General features: G+C 70.9%; 15 protein-coding genes. 7 read left to right on the forward strand and 8 right to left on the reverse strand.

What is annotated here, in order from left to right; translation table 11 throughout:
• Positions 1 to 50 precede the first annotated feature (50 nt).
• A complete protein-coding gene (locus tag AXK60_RS19210) occupies positions 51 to 785 on the reverse strand; it encodes a DUF2470 domain-containing protein (protein WP_068573603.1) in 735 nt (244 codons plus the stop codon).
• Between the two features lie 87 nt (positions 786 to 872).
• On the opposite strand from AXK60_RS19210, the gene AXK60_RS19215 reads away from it, so the two are divergent.
• Entirely contained in the window at positions 873 to 1,268 is a 396-nt protein-coding gene (locus tag AXK60_RS19215) for a hypothetical protein (protein ID WP_068573604.1), read from the forward strand.
• Here AXK60_RS19215 and AXK60_RS19220 read toward each other — a convergent pair.
• The gene (locus tag AXK60_RS19220) at positions 1,265 to 2,236 is read right to left on the reverse strand and encodes a hypothetical protein (protein WP_068573605.1); all 972 of its coding nucleotides are present in this window, start codon (positions 2,234 to 2,236) and stop codon (positions 1,265 to 1,267) included. The genes AXK60_RS19215 and AXK60_RS19220 overlap by 4 nt on opposite strands.
• 94 nt (positions 2,237 to 2,330) lie before the next feature.
• On the opposite strand from AXK60_RS19220, the gene pheA reads away from it, so the two are divergent.
• Entirely contained in the window at positions 2,331 to 3,263 is a 933-nt protein-coding gene (pheA, locus tag AXK60_RS19225; protein ID WP_068573606.1) for a prephenate dehydratase, read from the forward strand.
• Positions 3,260 to 3,901: a histidine phosphatase family protein gene (locus AXK60_RS19230; RefSeq protein WP_068573607.1), complete on the forward strand. Its 642-nt coding sequence runs from the start codon at positions 3,260 to 3,262 to the stop codon at positions 3,899 to 3,901. Before pheA ends, AXK60_RS19230 begins: the two co-directional genes overlap by 4 nt.
• Before the next feature lie 6 nt (positions 3,902 to 3,907).
• On the opposite strand, the gene deoD is transcribed toward AXK60_RS19230, so the two are convergent.
• From deoD to AXK60_RS19245, 3 genes are read right to left on the reverse strand one after another with little or no spacing between them, the layout of a single operon-like run.
• Complete coding sequence (gene deoD, locus AXK60_RS19235; protein ID WP_068573608.1) at positions 3,908 to 4,615, reverse strand: purine-nucleoside phosphorylase; 708 nt, start codon at positions 4,613 to 4,615, stop codon at positions 3,908 to 3,910.
• A 1-nt stretch (position 4,616) separates the two neighbouring features.
• A complete protein-coding gene (locus tag AXK60_RS19240; protein WP_068573609.1) occupies positions 4,617 to 4,961 on the reverse strand; it encodes a metallopeptidase family protein in 345 nt (114 codons plus the stop codon).
• A 2-nt stretch (positions 4,962 to 4,963) separates the two neighbouring features.
• Positions 4,964 to 5,974 (reverse strand): septum formation family protein, encoded by a 1,011-nt coding sequence (locus tag AXK60_RS19245; RefSeq protein ID WP_068573610.1) that lies wholly within the window; start codon positions 5,972 to 5,974, stop codon positions 4,964 to 4,966.
• Positions 5,975 to 6,061: 87 nt separating this feature from the next.
• Between AXK60_RS19245 and serS the strand changes: the two genes are divergently transcribed.
• Positions 6,062 to 7,315 carry a serine--tRNA ligase gene (serS, locus tag AXK60_RS19250; protein ID WP_068573611.1) on the forward strand — a complete coding sequence of 418 codons (1,254 nt, stop codon included), beginning with the start codon at positions 6,062 to 6,064 and terminating at the stop codon, positions 7,313 to 7,315.
• Between the two features lie 15 nt (positions 7,316 to 7,330).
• Here the strand turns inward: serS and AXK60_RS19255 are convergent, their stop codons facing one another.
• Positions 7,331 to 7,708 (reverse strand): hypothetical protein, encoded by a 378-nt coding sequence (locus tag AXK60_RS19255; protein ID WP_068573612.1) that lies wholly within the window; start codon positions 7,706 to 7,708, stop codon positions 7,331 to 7,333.
• Positions 7,709 to 7,930: 222 nt separating this feature from the next.
• Between AXK60_RS19255 and AXK60_RS19260 the strand changes: the two genes are divergently transcribed.
• The gene (locus tag AXK60_RS19260; RefSeq protein WP_068573613.1) at positions 7,931 to 8,812 is read left to right on the forward strand and encodes an oxygenase MpaB family protein; all 882 of its coding nucleotides are present in this window, start codon (positions 7,931 to 7,933) and stop codon (positions 8,810 to 8,812) included.
• Positions 8,813 to 8,866: 54 nt separating this feature from the next.
• On the opposite strand, the gene AXK60_RS27685 is transcribed toward AXK60_RS19260, so the two are convergent.
• Together AXK60_RS27685 and AXK60_RS19270 are read right to left on the reverse strand one after the other, a co-directional pair.
• The gene (locus AXK60_RS27685) at positions 8,867 to 10,402 is read right to left on the reverse strand and encodes a roadblock/LC7 domain-containing protein (protein ID WP_231855517.1); all 1,536 of its coding nucleotides are present in this window, start codon (positions 10,400 to 10,402) and stop codon (positions 8,867 to 8,869) included.
• Complete coding sequence (locus tag AXK60_RS19270) at positions 10,399 to 11,988, reverse strand: Rieske 2Fe-2S domain-containing protein (protein ID WP_068575238.1); 1,590 nt, start codon at positions 11,986 to 11,988, stop codon at positions 10,399 to 10,401. Before AXK60_RS19270 ends, AXK60_RS27685 begins: the two co-directional genes overlap by 4 nt.
• Positions 11,989 to 12,090: 102 nt before the next feature.
• Between AXK60_RS19270 and AXK60_RS19275 the strand changes: the two genes are divergently transcribed.
• Positions 12,091 to 12,855 (forward strand): lysophospholipid acyltransferase family protein, encoded by a 765-nt coding sequence (locus tag AXK60_RS19275; protein ID WP_068573614.1) that lies wholly within the window; start codon positions 12,091 to 12,093, stop codon positions 12,853 to 12,855.
• An 82-nt stretch (positions 12,856 to 12,937) separates the two neighbouring features.
• Positions 12,938 to 13,765, forward strand: a complete 828-nt coding sequence (locus tag AXK60_RS19280; protein ID WP_068575239.1) for an HAD family hydrolase — start codon at positions 12,938 to 12,940, stop codon at positions 13,763 to 13,765.
• The last annotated feature ends 136 nt before the right edge of the window (positions 13,766 to 13,901 follow it).

A 13,901-nucleotide genomic window follows, 5' to 3' on the forward strand; every position in this document is an offset into this window, starting at 1 on the left:
GTACCTGAGAACGCTCACGATGCCGCGGAACTCCACATTGTGAGGAGAAGTCAGCCGGCGCGCAGGCCGTTGAGGAACGGGCAGCCGAGCAGGATGCGGATGCCGCGCTGCAACGCGGCCATGTCGCCGGCGGGCTGCTGGAAGTTCAGGCGCACGTCCACATCGGAGAGCTCGTGGTGCTCGGCGCGCAAGCGGATGCCGAACCGGTCGATACCGAGCAGGCGGACCCGGTGGTTGCGGAGCTTGCCAGGCAGTCGGCGCGCGAGCTGCCCGACCATCTCGGGGTGCCCGGACTCGACGTGCGCCAGCCACGCGGACTCGTAGCCCGCGAACGGATCCGGCTGCGCCTCCGCCAGTTCCGAGCCCGACACGGACGCCGCGCCGGCCGTGTCGGCGAGTACGGCCGACTCGATCGGCATGACCAGTAGGCGGGCGCCGTTGCCCACGTCGAGCAGTGCCTCGAGCGGGTTCTCGACAGCGACCCGCGCGGCGAGGGCGGCGCCGTCGGCCACCTCGGACAGCCGGCCGGAGAGCCAGACGAGGGAGCGGGTGCGCTCGCGCAGCGCCAGCGGCGAGATGTCGTTGATCTCGACCATGGCGCGGGCGCCCTCGAGCCAGGGCGCGTCGTCGGGGACGGACACGACGAGCCGATCGCCGAGCACGTGGTGCAGGGCCAGCGTGATCGGCTCGTAGCCGTCGGCGACGAGGACGGCGGCGTGGGGGACGGCCGCGACGGTGCGGACGCGCTCAGCCGGGGTCGGCTCGATGATGGTGGGGGCACTCATGACGGCTCCTCTCGCTCGGTGGTGTCCATGAAGGTAACCCTAACCTAATGCGTGGAGCAACCCCGGGCAAGGGTTAGGGTCGAGGAGATGGCAATCGAACTGGAGTTGCTGGCGCCCCCGCGCGAGCCGATGTCCCTGGTCGACGGGCTGGCCGTGGCGGCACCGTCGGGCCTGCAGAGCTGCGCCTACGTGCCCGAGGACCCCACTGCGCTCGCGGAGTTCCTGGTGTGGGGCGTGCACGACGACGGGCCGGGATTCGAGATCGCCGTGGCCGACGCGGAGCAGGCGATCGCGGTGCTGTGCGCCACGGTCGCGGCGCTGACGGGTGCCGACATCGAGGCCGCCGCGACCACTCCGGACGAGGCGCGACTGGCCGCCCTCAACCCGATGGCGCAGGACGCCGTCCGCGAGCGGCTGCGGCACATCGTCGCGCCCGACTCGCAGGCCGTGACCGACCGCCTGCACGGGCTGGGGTTGCGCTAGGAGATCTGGTCGACGGGGACCGTCCACGCGGTCCGGCAGACCTCCTGCGTCGGCGACAGGCTGCCGCGGTCGAACCACTGCTGCGCGGTCGCGGCCTGGACCTTCGGGCCGCCCGTGCCGTCGCCGAGCAGGGTCCAGGTCCGGGACTGGGCCGATGCCTGGCCGATGTCCGCCCGGGTGATGCCGTGGTCCACCAGGCGCTGCATCGTCGCGCCGGCGAGGCACAGTGTCTGCGCGTGGCTGCGCTTGCGGTACTCGATGCCGAGCGGGCTCGCGCCGTCCACGGAGCGGATCAGCGCGGCGGCGTCGGCCGCGGCTCCGGCCCGGTTCTCGGCGCGGTCGGCGACGGCCATGGAGAGCCACTGCAGCAGGTGCGGCGCCTGGTTGCCGGCGCCCTCGATCGCGGCATCGACGTTGAGGTAGATGTCGTCGTTGCAGGTCCCGAAGGTGGTGATCGGCTCGCCGGCGAAGCAGCCGGGGCCGGGCGGTACATCGTCGGGGGAGCTGAACGGGCGGACCGTCGCGGCCCGCAGGCCCCACACCGCCTCGAGGCAGACGGTGCCGGACCGCGCGAACGCCTCCACCGACTCGCGGGTCGCGGCGAGCGGCGGGAGCGCGCACCCGGGCGGCGAGACGAGCGCGGTCGTGAAAACGGCGCTACCGGTCACCTGGCCGACGCTCGGGGGCCGGGGTGGGGACGTCGCCGTGCCGATCGGCGAGGCGAAATCAGACCGGTCCGGCTTCGACACGGCGGCCCAGGCCACGGCGCCGGCGATGAGAGCGACCGCGACGATGAGGGTGATCCACCCGGAACGGCCGAGGCGCCGCGGGCTCCGGACCTCGCCCGTGCCGTACAGCCCGTTCGCGTACGGGCTCCCGGTCGGCAGCCGGTTCGACCGCCACGGGCTCGGTCCCGTCGGCGCCGGCCCGGAACTGATCCGGTCCAGCGGGTTCTCGTCGTGCGACATCTCGCCCCCATTTCTGCAAGAACGGAATGACTATACTGAATCGTGGACGGGTCGACCACCGCGGACGGTGGACGCTCTCGGCTAGGCTCGTGGCGTGACCCGCATCGCCTACTTCGGACCCGAGGGAACCTTCACCGAGATGGCGCTGCTCCAGTGCCAGGACCTCGCAGCGCGGGGGGCGATGTCGGTGCCCGGGTTCGATCTCGTGGGGGCCGAGCGGATCAGTGCCCCCAGTCAGGTGGCCGCCCTCCAGATGGTTTCCGACGGTGCCGCCGACCTCGCCTGCGTGCCCATCGAGTCGTCCGTCGAGGGACCCGTGACGCCCACGCTGGACGCGCTGGGCTTCGGTGCGCCGCTACAGATCTTCGCCGAGACCGACCTCGCGGTCGCCTTCTCGATCGCCTCGCGGGTGCCGCTCGCGCAGGCGCGCACGGTGGGCGCCTACCCCGTGGCCGCCGCGCAGGTCCGGGCCTGGCTGGCGGTGAACATGCCGCAGGCGCAGGTGGTTCCGGCCGCCTCCAACGCCGCCGCCGCTCTCGACGTCGCCGAGGATCGCGTCGACGCGGGCGTGACCACCGCGCTCGCCGCGCGGATGTACGACGTACCCGAGGTCGCGACGGGCGTGGCGGACGTGGCGGACGCCCGCACCCGGTTCGTGTTGTGCGGCAAGCCCGGTCCGGCGCCGGCGCGCACCGGGAGCGACTGCACGGCCGTGGTGATCGACGTGCCCAGCAGGCCCGGTTCGCTCGCGCTCGCGATGGCCGAGTTCGCCCTGCGCGGTGTCGATCTCACCCGCATCGAGTCGAGACCGAAGCGGACCGTGTTCGGTAGCTACGTCTTCCACTTCGACTGCGTCGGCCACATCGACGACCCCGCGGTGGGGGAGGCGCTGCGCGCCCTGCACCGGGTGTGCGACGAGCTCCGATTCCTGGGGTCCTGGCCCCGGCCGGGCGGGCCGGGGACGGCCCCCGTCGACCCGGGCGACTCCGAGGTCTGGTTCGACGGGCTGCGCAGGGGTGAGCGATGACGGGGTTGTTGCACCTGGTCCGGCACGGCCAGACCACCGCGAACGTGGCACGGATCCTCGACACCCGCCCGCCGGGCGCCCCGCTGACGCCCGAGGGTGTGGACCAGGCGCGGGCGTTCGGCGCCGCGCGGCCGAGCGCGCGCGGCACAGGCGCGCGGCCCGTTCTGCTGAGCTCCGTCGCACGGCGCGCGCAGCAGACCGCCGGGCACATCGCCGAGGCGTGGGGCGTGCCGACGGCAGTGGTCGACGGGGTGCACGAGGTGCAGGCCGGCGACCTGGAGGGGTTCAACGACGAGGACTCGATCGCGGTCTTCCAGGACGTCGTGAAGCGCTGGTACACGGGCGAATCCACGGCGGCGATGCCCGGCGGCGAGTCCGCCGACGATCTGCTCGCCCGCTACCTGCCCGCCGTGGACGCCATCCGCACCGAGCATCTTCCGCACGGCGACGCCTACCTGGTCAGCCACGGCGCCGCCATCCGGCTCGTCGGCTTCCGCCTGTCCGGGGTCGACGGTGCCTACGCGCACAAGCACCACCTGCCGAACACCGGCGAGATCGTGCTCCGGCCGGTCGACGACGGCGCTTGGGAGCTCGTCAGCTGGGCCGACGCACCGTCGCATCTGGACCCGATGGGCTAGAGCCCATCAGCTGAACGCGGCCTCGATCGCGATGGCTGCTGCGGCGGCGAAGCCGTTCTCGCGGTCCTCGGGCGGCAGCGCCTCGTCGCGGAACATGTGATCGGTCACCGTCAGGACGGTCAGCGCCTCGCGGCCCTCCGCGGCGGCGACGGCGTACAACGCGGCCGTCTCCATGTCGACGCCGAGCACACCGTGATCGCGCAGGCCCTCATGCAGGCCCGGGCGAGCCAGGTAGAAGTGGTCCGAGGAGTAGACCGGGCCCACGCGCACCGTCGTGCCGGCGCGTTCGGCGGCGTCCGCGGCGGCGCGGAGCAGCGGGTACGACGCCGCGGGCGCGAAGCGCACGCCGGGGATGCGAGGGTCGTTGATCGCCGAATCCGTGTGCGCAGCAGTCGCGATGATCACGTCGCCGAGCGATATGTCGTCCTGGTAGCCGCCGGAGGTTCCCACCCGGATGATGCGCCGCACGCCGTACTCGCGGTACAACTCCGTCGCGTAGATCGTCATGGTGGGCAGGCCCATGCCCGAGCCCATCACCGAGATCGGCCGCCCGCCCACGGTTCCCGTGTAGGCCTCCATACCGCGGACCTCGTTGACGAGGCGGGCGTCGTCGAAGAGGGTCTCCGCGATCCGGCGGGCGCGGCGCGGGTCGCCGGGCATGAGGACGGCGGAGGCGTAGTCGCCCGGGGCGGCGGAGTTGTGCGGGGTCGGCATGTCAGGCCCAGCCCAGCTCGTGGAGTCGGTGGTCGTCGATACCGAAATGATGGCCGATCTCGTGCAGTACCGTCACGCGGATCTCGCGCCGGAGCTGCTCCTCGGTGTCGCAGATGTCCATCAGTGCCTCACGGTAGATCGTGATGGTGTCCGGCAGGGTGCCGACGTAATTCCAGTCCCGCTCGGTGAGCGCGATGCCCTCGTACAGGCCGAGCAGCGTCGGCTCGTCCTCGTTGCGGTCGCGGACCAGCACCACCACGTTGTCCATCGCCGTCGCGAGCTCGGGCGGAACGTCGTCGAGGGCGTCGGACACCCACTCCTGGAACGCACGGCGCGAGACGTGCACGGCTACCTCGGTCCGGTCGAGGGCTCGGCCGGCTTCGCGCCGGGGAAGGTCGGCATGACGGGCGGCTTGCCGTCGATGAGCAGGCCGGGGGACTTCGCCGAGCCGGTGATCGGCGTGTACGTCACGGTGTCCTTCGACGACGCCAGGAAGCAGATCACCGAGCGGGAACCCGCGGTCCACGACGGCTGCGACAGCGTGTTCCACGCCAGCTGCAGCCCGGACTTGCGCAGCCCGTCCTGCGACCCGAACCACCCCGTCGTGCGCGACGGGCAGATCCGGCCCAGGTAGTCCTCCTGCTGCTGCTTCGTGGGCCACGACGCGTCCGGGAAGGCCTGCCGCAGGTCGATCACGGACGTGACCTCGAGGGCGTGCGGCTTCGTGCACTCGACGGGGCCGGTCGGCTTTCCGCGATCGCTCAGGCCGATGCACGTGCCGGGCGGCCAGGTCAGCGACTGGTCCTGGTTGACCACCTTGCCCTTGGTCTCGAGCGCGTTACCGGCACCGTCGGCCACCTGGATGCCGCAGCGCATCGTGCGATCGCCCGACTCCCACGCCTTCTGGCCGGCGGTGAGCAGATTCGTCTGGAACCGGCCCATCGGGTCGAGCCGCTTGCCCAGGTACTCGGTGACCACGGGCGGGCAGAGCTGGTCGCGCTGCGCCGCAATCGCCGATTCCGTGGGATACGGCGCATTCTCGGGCAGCGTGCGCGCGGGCTCACCCGCGACCTCGAACTTGTGCGACTCGAGGCAGTCGACGGGCGCCATCGTCGTCGGGTCCTTGTCCCAGGTCAGGCACGTACCCGGCTTCGACCGGGCGAGGACCGTACCGCTCGCCGCGAGCCGCGGCGCCTTCTCCTCGTTCTTCGGTTCGAATGCGCCGGTGAGGAACAGCACGCCGCCGATCGCGACGGCGCCCACGATCAGCGCGGCCAGAACGGCGCGCACGGTCCACGCGCCCGCACGGCTCTTCTGCGCAGGGGCGGTCTCGGGCTGGGGATCGGTGTCGTCGGCCATCACCTCCCATCATGCCTGGCCCGGGCCGGGCCGGGCGCGCGGATATCAATTGGGGTGGGGCGACGGTGCCGTAATAGGCTGGCCCTCGTGATCGACGTCAAGCTGGTACGCGAGAACCCCGACCGTGTACGCGCCTCGCAGCGCGCCCGTGGAGAGGATCCGGCGCTGGTCGACGCCCTGCTGTCCGCGGACGCGGACCGTCGGGCCGCGGTGCTGGCGGCCGACACCCTGCGGGCCGAGCACAAGGCCTCGTCGAAATCGATCGGCAAGGCGGCCCCCGAGGATCGCAAGGCCCTCGTCGCCGCGGCCGGCGAGCTCGCCGCGCGCGTCAAGGAGGCCGAGGCCGAGCAGACCCGCGCGGACGAGGCCTTCGACGAGGTTGCGCGCAAGATCGGCAACATCATCATCGACGGCGTGCCCGCCGGCGGCGAGGACGACTTCGTGGTGCTCGAGCACGTGGGCGAGATCCCGGAGATCGAGAACCCGAAGGACCACCTCGAGCTCGCCGAGGGGCTGGGCCTGCTCGACATGGAGCGCGGCGCCAAGGTCTCGGGCTCACGGTTCTACTTCATGAAGGGCCACGGCGCGCTGTTCCAGATGGCGCTGCTGCAGCTCGCGGTGCAGAAGGCCGTGGCGAACGGCTTCACGCTGATGATCCCGCCCGTGCTGGTCAAGCCCGAGGTCATGGCCGGCACCGGCTTCCTCGGCGCGCACGCCGACGAGATCTACCGCCTCGAGGCCGACGACCTGTACCTGGTCGGCACCTCGGAGGTGCCCCTGGCCGGGTACCACATGGACGAGATCCTCGACCTGTCCGACGGTCCCGTCCGCTACGCCGCGCAGTCGAGCTGCTTCCGGCGCGAGGCCGGCTCGTACGGCAAGGACACGCGCGGCATCATCCGTGTGCACCAGTTCGACAAGATCGAGATGTTCGTCTATTGCAAGCCGGAGGACGCGGAGGCCGAGCACCAGCGCCTGCTGAACTGGGAGAAGGAGATGCTCGCGGCCGTCGAGGTGCCCTACCGGGTGATCGACGTGGCCGCGGGCGACCTGGGCTCGTCGGCGGCGCGGAAGTTCGACAGCGAGGCCTGGGTGCCGTCGCAGGGCCGCTACCGCGAGCTCACGTCGACGTCGAACTGCACCACCTTCCAGGCCCGTCGCCTGGGCATTCGGTACCGCGATTCCGACGGTAGGCCGCAGATCGCGGCCACGTTGAACGGCACTCTGGCCACCACGCGCTGGCTCGTCGCGATCTGGGAGAACCACCAGCAGCCCGACGGTTCGGTGCGCGTCCCCGCAGCGCTGCAGCCGTTCATCGGGACGGACGTGCTGCGCCCGTAGTGCCTTCGTGGGTGGCTAGATCTGCTGTGCCACTCCGACTGCCATCGCGAGCACGCCGAGGACGACGACCACGGTCGGGGCGACGACGTACCAGACGCTCACAGTCCGTTGGGCGAGGAGCACGACGCAGCGGACGAGCCACGCGCCGAACGTCGAACCGCCCAGCGCGAGGCCGACCGTCATGAACAGTCCGGCGCTCATCGACAGTCGGTTCATGTCCTGCGCAGTGAGTAGTGGTACCCAGATCGCGATCTGACCCACGATCGTCGCGATCGCGATCGCCAGATCAAGACCCCACAGCCGGTGGCGGACGATGGAGGCCGGTGGCGCCGGGGGTATCGGCGACGCGGGCGGGAGATCCGGGTGCGGCAGGGCGTTGTACGTGTACGTCACTCTTGAATGTTAGATCGCGAATGCCGGCGCGTCATGTGGGTCGGCTCGCGCTGTCGACTCTCGATTCCTGTCCGATTCGGACGTGGTGTCCATTGTGGACAGGATCCGAGTGTCGCTGGAAAGGGTTGATGACAAGCGACGCTGGGTCATCCCGATCACCTTGATATAAATGAATGTTCTCAAACTCTTGCTATCGCGTGTGATGTGGTTCACGATAGGTTCATGACGAAGATCTATCGCATGCGGCGGCGGACGCCGGAGACCCTGGACGATCTCGTGACCCTGGCGGGGCTGTCGAACAACGCGGCCAATGTCGTGATGCAGCTCGCGATCCCGGGAGTCGGGCACGGGGTCGAGGAGAGTCGAGTGGCGTCGGGCCGGGTGGTCGACCGGCCGCTCAAGCGGGCCCGGACGACGACGCAGTACCTGGCCGTCGCGCTGTACGGCTCGGAGCGGGATCGGTCGGTGTATCGCCGGGCCATCGCGGAGGTGCATTCGCACGTCTACTCCACGGACGACAGCCCCGTCCGCTACAGCGGCAACTCCCGGAAACTGCAGCTCTGGGTCGCGGCGTGCCTGTTCTACTACTACGTCGACCAGTACGAGCTGGTGCACGGCCCGCTCGACGAGCCCGTGTTGGACCGGCTCACCGTCGAGGCCTCCGTGCTCGCGACGGGCGTGAACGTGACCGCCGAGGAGTGGCCGCAGACCTGGGTGGATTTCACCGCCTACTGGGAGAAGTCGCTCGACGACGTCGAGATCGCCCCCGAGGTCCGCGACTACCTCGACGACCTCGCCACGCTGCGGTTCGTCCGCGAGCCGTGGGGCCCGATCGGCGTCGCGCTCGCCGCGCTGCTCGGCCGGCCGTACAACTTCTTCACCCGCGGCACCGTCCACCCCCGCATCCGGGAGGCGATGGGCTGGTCGTGGAGCGACGCCGAGCAGCGCCGACTCGAGCGGCTCATGCGCCTCGTCGGCGTGGCGGATCGGGTGTTCCCGGGCAGCCTGCTCTACCGCGCCTACCTCGTCGACCTGCGGGCACGGGTGGCGCTGGGGCGTAACCCGCTCGGCACGACCCGCCTCGACGACGCCCGCGCGGCCTGACCGGCAGGCCCTTGGGGGCCGCGCCCGACCCACGGACCGACGGGCCGCGCCGGATCAGACCTCGATCTGCTCCGCGAGCTTGGTCAGGCGGAAGCGGGCCATCGCGAGGTTCGCGCGCGAGCGGTCCAGCACCAGGTAGAGGAACAGGTCGTCGGAGCCCTGGTTGATAGGGCGAACGATCTGGTACTGCGTGCCGAGCGTGATGAGGATGTCCTCGATGTGATCGTCGAGGTCCATGTCGCCGAGCGTGCGACCCATGGCCTGGACCAGCGCGGAGTTGCCCGCAGCAGCCACCTCGAGATTGAAACTCGACGGTTCGCCCGCCGTGGCCAGCGCCATGCCGCTCTGCGCGTCGACCAGCGCGACGCCCAGCGCGCCGTCGATGTTCATCGCTTCGGTCAGGGACTCGTTGAATTCGGTCATGTCACCGGGTTCCTTCGGCTCGTGCTGGGCCTGCAGCGTGTGCAGGGTTTCGGCGTCGACGTAGGTCTCATCGATCTGGGTGTACGGGAACGGATCGATCGCGAGCGGCTCGCGGAACACCGGCTGCGCCGGCTCCTCGGCAGTTGCAGCCTCCTCAGCCGCAGCCGCAGCCTCGGCCGCGACGGACTCCTCGTCGGCGTCCGCGTCCCCCGTGTCGTCCGCGTCGGACTCGTCCGCGTCGTGCTCATGATCCACGAACTCCGCGTGCTGCACCTCCGCTTCGGGCACCTCGCCGTCCCGGATCTCCGACTCGTACGCCGGGACCGGCTCCTCGTCGATGTCGGCCACGGCGTCCTCGTCGAGATCAGCCGCAGCATCCGCAGGTACGTCCGCCGCCACATCCGCAGCAGATTCCGGCGCCTCGTGCGCGTGCACTTCCACGTCGACCACCTCGACGTCGATGTACGAATCGTCCGGCTCGTCGAGAGTCTCGGCCACAGGCTCGTCGTGCGGGGCGAACGTGGCCTCGAAGGTCTGGTCGGCACCGTCGGGCGAGGACGCGACGGGCTCGGCCCAGAGGTCCTCCGTGCGGCCCTCGGCGCGCGGCTCGAACCGGGGCGGCGCGAACTGATCGAAGCCCCCGTCGAAGGCGGTCGCGGAGGTGTTCGACGCCGTCTGCGGGCCGGTGGTGGCGCTGTAGCCGAAGCCGCCCACGACACCCGTGTCGAAGGTGTCCGACGCCTGCTGCACGCCCTGGAAGGTTTCGGAGGTCAGCGGGTCCGTCAGTGGGTCGGGCTTGCCGGCTCTCGCCTCGGGCGCCTGACCGCCGGGCTGCGGGGCCGACGGCGCCCCCGTGGGCGGGACCGACGGCGAACCCGGTGCCTGCGGCGGTGCGCCCGCCGCGGCGCGCGCAGCCTCCTGCGCGGCGACCTGGACCTCCGGCGGCGGGATCACCCGCGGACGCCGCGGCGCCGGCGGGACCTGGCCCTGCGGGGGTGTGCCGGACGGGCGGGGCGGCACCGTCGGGGGAGTGGGCGGGACCGTCGGGCCACTCGGAGCGGGAGGGGGTGCCGGGCGCGAGCCCATGCCCGTGTCGTGGACGCCGTAGTAGTCCTCGACGCGCTGCCGGTTGCTCGGCGGCCGCCGGTTCGGATTCTGCCCGCTCATGTCAGCTTCTTCGCGCGGATCTCGTGGCCGCTGGAGGTCAGGCAGCGGCCCGACTCGAGGTCCCACTGCCAGCCGTGCAGGTTGCAGGTGAGCTTGCCGCCGTCGACCACACCGAAGGTCGACAGGTCCGCTTTGAGGTGCGGGCAGCGGCGCTGCACCTCCCAGCCGTCCAGCTCGGTCGACGCGGTGTCGTCGTGCGCCTCGGAGAACCAGCCGTCGGCGTAGGCGATCCGCTCGTCGGTGAGGCACTTGAAGAAGGTGTAGAGGAACTCGTTGTAGCCGCCGATGCGCCACGTGGTGAACCGCGTCGACAGGAAGATCGTGTTCACCCAGTCCGGCTCGTCGTCGCGGAGCACGGTGCGCACCAGCTCGGCGGCGATGCGGAAGCCGTAGCGGTACTTGCCGTCGCCCTCCTGCGGGGCCCGGACGGTGCGCGTCGGGAAGTCGAGCACCACGGTCTCAACGGCACCGTCGGGCGAGGCCATCTCCAGCCCGACCGCGTAGCCGATCCCGTCGCTGATCAGCGCCGACGCCTGCATGATCGGCTCGAACTTGGCTTTGAGCGCGCCCAGCAGCGGCACCCCGTCGTCGGGTGCCCAGGTGGCCTTCTCGGCCTCCAGGACCGGGGCCTGGCGCGCCGCGAAGGCGTCGAGGTAGGCCGTCTTGTTCTCGAAGATGTCCATCACCTCGGCCTCGGAGACCGGGTGGGTCAGTGCAACGAGTTCCTTGCCGCGGAACTCGCCGACGGTACCGGGGATGAACAGCAGTCCGCCATCGTTCCCGTTGCTCTTCATCTGCTCGAGGAAGGTGATCTGGTCCGGGAAGATGTTCGACGGGTCGCCGCCGATGCTCTCGCGGTCCACCCGGCCCTCGTCGTTGAGGTAGCGCAGCTCCGGGTCGAGGAAGGCGGGCGGGCCGGCCGAGGGCACGACCCAGGTGCCGGCCACCTGGTCGACGTAGCTGCGGGCGCGGTCCATGCCGCGCTGGCGCTTCTGCTCGGCGAAGCGGCGCTTGGAGCCCTTGGGCATGTCGTAGACCATCGGGTACCAGATGGCACCCGAGTACTGCAGCAGGTGCACGTCGATGCCGCCGAACTCGTCGAGCACCTCCATGTCGACGGGGCGGGCGTCGTTCATGTTGAACAGCACCGTCTCGCCGTCGGAGACGACGAGGCCGGAGTCGCCGATGGGGCCGTCCGCGGGTGCTCGCAGCGCGATGATCATCACGTCCAGGTCGCCCTTGGGCCCGCTGATCGTGTGCTTCACCGAGTCCTGCGTCTCGAAGAACTTCGTGAAGCCCAGCTTCTCCAGCTCGCGCCGCAGGTCCGGCACGGGGTAGTCCGGTAGCAGGACGGTGGCGTCCTTGCTGACGTTCTCGGCCAGGTTCTTCGCGTCGAAGTGGTCGCGGTGCAGGTGGGAGACGTAGAGGTAGTCGACGTCGCCGAGTGTCTTCCAGTCCAGCTGCGTGTTGTCCGGGAACGGGAACCACGACCCGAAGTACGCGGGGTTCACCCACGGGTCACACAGGATGGTGCCTGCGGCGGTGGAGATGTGGAAACCCGCGTGCCCGACGCTGGTGACCTGCACGGTGAAGCCTTTCGCCTGTTTCACTGACCAGTACAGCGTAATGGGAGCGCCGACTCCTCGGCTGCGGCACCGCGCAGACGTGGCCACGGTTACTCTTGCCGTGTGGAACCCGTCTACGGAACGATTCTCGAAGTTGCCCGCGGTATGTGGGCCTTCCAAGGCATCAAGTTCACCGAGGTGGACTTCCATAAGTTCCCCCGCACGGGCGGGGCTGTGGTCGCCATCAATCACACCGGCTACCTCGACTTCCCCTTCGCCGGGAAGCCCGCCTACGCCGCCGGCCGGCGCAAGGTGCGGTTCATGGCGAAGAAGGAGGTCTTCGACAACTCCACGTCGGGGCCGATCATGCGGGCGCTGCGCCACATCCCCGTCGACCGCGAGGCCGGTGCCGACGCGTACGCCGCGGCGGTCGCGGCGCTGAAGTCCGGCGAGCTCGTCGGCGTGTACCCCGAGGCCACCCACAGTCGCAGCTTCGAGCTCAAGGGCTTCAAGTCCGGCGCGGCCCGGATGGCGATCGAGGCCGGCGTGCCGGTCATCCCCGTCGTGGTCTGGGGAGCCCAGCAGATCTGGACCAAGGGCCTGCCCAAGAAGCTCGGTCGCAACAAGTTCCGCATCGTCATCGGCGTGTGCGATCCGCTCGACCCCGTCGGGCCGCCCGAGGAGCTGACCGCGCGGCTCAAGGAGTCGATGCAGGCCATGCTGCTGCAGTTGCAGGACCTGTACGGCCCGCATCCGCAGGGTGAGCCCTGGGTGCCCGCGCGCCTCGGCGGCACCGCGCCGACGTTGGAGGAGGCCGACGCGATGGACGCCGCCGACCTCGACGAGCGTCGCCGTCTCCGGGAGGACCGGCAGGCCGACGGTGCCTGACGGCGCCCGGAGCGAGTTCGGCGTCCGGGATTCGACGGTCCGCCCGACGGTGCCGGGCGTGCCCGTGCCCGAGGCGCCGGGGCTGGACGTCCTCGGCCCGGCCCCGCTTCTGGTCGCGAGCGACGTCGACGGGACCCTGGTCGACGACGACGAGCGGATCAGCCTGCGCACGCACGTCGCACTGAACGCCGTGCAGGCGTCGGGCGGGCACTTCGTGCTGGCCACCGGGCGGCCGCCGCGCGCCGTCGACCCGATCGCCGCGCAGCTCGACTTCGCGCCGCTCGCGGTGTGCGCGAACGGTGCGGTGCTCTACGACACCGCGACCTCGCAGGTCGTCTCGGCGTCGCTGATGTCGCCGGAGCTGCTGGACACCGTCGCAGAGCTGATCCGCCGCTACCTCCCCGGCGCGGGTTTCGCCGCCGAGCGTGTGGCCCGCGGCGAGCACGACTCCGCGACCCCGCGGTTCGCGGCGTCCACCGGGTACCAGCACGCCTGGCTCGAGCCGGACACGGTCGCCGCGGCCGACGCGGAGGTGCTCGCGCACCCGGCCGTGAAGCTCCTGGTCCGGCAGCCGGGGATGACCTCCGACGAGATGTCCGCCCGGATCGTCCCGCACCTCGACGGTGTCGCCGATGTCACCTACGCCACCAACAACGGCCTCATCGAGTTCCACGTGCCGGGGGTCACCAAGGCCACGGGCATCCGCGCCGCGATGGAGCACCTCGGTCTCGCCGCCGACGTCCGCACCGCCGCTTTCGGCGACATGCCGAACGACTCGGAGATGCTCCGCTGGGCCGGGGTCGGCGTCGCGATGGCGAACGCGCACCCCGTCGCCCTCGACGCCGCGAACCTCGTCACCGCCACCAACCTCGACGACGGGGTGGCCCGGGTCCTGGAGCGCTGGTTCTAAGGAGTCCGACGGTGCGAAGTCCGGCCGGGCCGGTTGGGGGCGCCGGCGCGGCCGCCGATGATTGCTAGTCGTTTCTGTGATCGCGACGTGCGATCCTTCCGCCGAAACCGCTAGCAATCGGCTCCCGCACCCGATT

The sequence above is a fragment of the Tsukamurella pseudospumae genome (genome assembly GCF_001575195.1).
Taxonomy (GTDB): domain Bacteria; phylum Actinomycetota; class Actinomycetes; order Mycobacteriales; family Mycobacteriaceae; genus Tsukamurella; species Tsukamurella pseudospumae.